The following is a 1234-nucleotide window of genomic DNA, read 5'->3' as shown; positions in this document are numbered from 1 at the left end:
AAGCCAAAACGGTTTACATAAATAGGAGAATAACGATACAGTCTTGTATTAGTTGAAATCCATAGCGTTTGAGATGCATCGACGCTCAAATGGGTGATAGGATTATCGAGTAAACTAGGAGTAAGACTTACTGGACGACTTTGGTAGGTAACAGGATCAATCCGCCATAATTGATTCTTACTCGAGATCCAATACTCACCTTTCAAAGAAACGATATTCCGAATATCACCATCCATGATTTTTTCAACTTGGGGGGTGTTATATTGACTATTCTCCGAAAAATGCACCCGATATAGCCCAGTTGTTGTCGCAAGCCAACTGTCCCCTTCATTATTAAGTAGCATGTCATTAATTTTGCCCACTGGAACTTGATTCATCGCACTACCAAATCGGGCACGCTTAAACCGATGACTACGCAGTGAGTAGTAGCTCACTCCCCGCGCAGTAGCAATCCAAACTCCATCATGAGTATCCAGTGCTATATCAAAAATTTGGTTACTGGCGAGTGAATAATCATCTTGATAATTCGCACTGATCTTTGAAACATACTTTTGCTTCAAATTATAAATTAACAGACTATTTTTAGTACCAATCCAATAATCGGTAGCGGTTATTGCTACGCTCACAACACCGTCACTCTTAAGCCTATGGAGTAATCTCCAATCAGCAGCATTTATGATATCTAAGCCTCTATCAGTCGCCACCAAAATACGCTCTCGGCCTTGATCATAATACAGCTGATACACAGTGGAATGTTGATTAAAGGCTAGTCGTTTTACGCCATTAGGACTGAATGAGAATATCGCACTTTTAGTGGCAACAACCCATTGGCCGTGAACAAAGATCGCTGATTTAATCTGGGTGTCTTCATTGATAGAACCCTGCGTGATTTGACTGGTAGGAATAGAAGATACTCTCGACGTCTCGAGATCATAACTATGGAAATAATGTGAAGAAAACGTCCAAATATGTCGATTGGAATAACCAACATTTTTAAATGATTCCGTGTTAACCAAGTTTAATATCACCTCACGTTTTCCTGAAGGTGACATACGAAATAATTTATTACCTTGAGAGAACCAAAAATCACCTTCTGCATAAGTAAGGTTTTCAGTACTAATACCAAAATTATTTTCAGCTTTTTTAAGTACATGCTGCCCATCGTAAAAATAAATATTATTACGGACATCCTGAATCCAAAAACCACCATTTTCATTCATGAACAACTTTTTAG

1 protein-coding gene is annotated in these 1234 nt (G+C 38.5%); it reads right to left on the bottom strand.

Translation table 11 applies throughout. The features are described 5' to 3' along the window. Positions 1–1220: ligand-binding sensor domain-containing protein (locus tag FH976_RS15760; protein WP_194091720.1), on the bottom strand; the 1220-nt coding region annotated here is incomplete at its 3' end. Between the last annotated feature and the right edge of the window lie 14 nt (positions 1221–1234).

The organism is Vibrio hibernica, from assembly GCF_015223435.1.
GTDB classification, from domain to species: Bacteria; Pseudomonadota; Gammaproteobacteria; order Enterobacterales; family Vibrionaceae; genus Vibrio; species Vibrio hibernica.
This window is presented reverse-complemented; position numbering and strand designations above follow the sequence as displayed.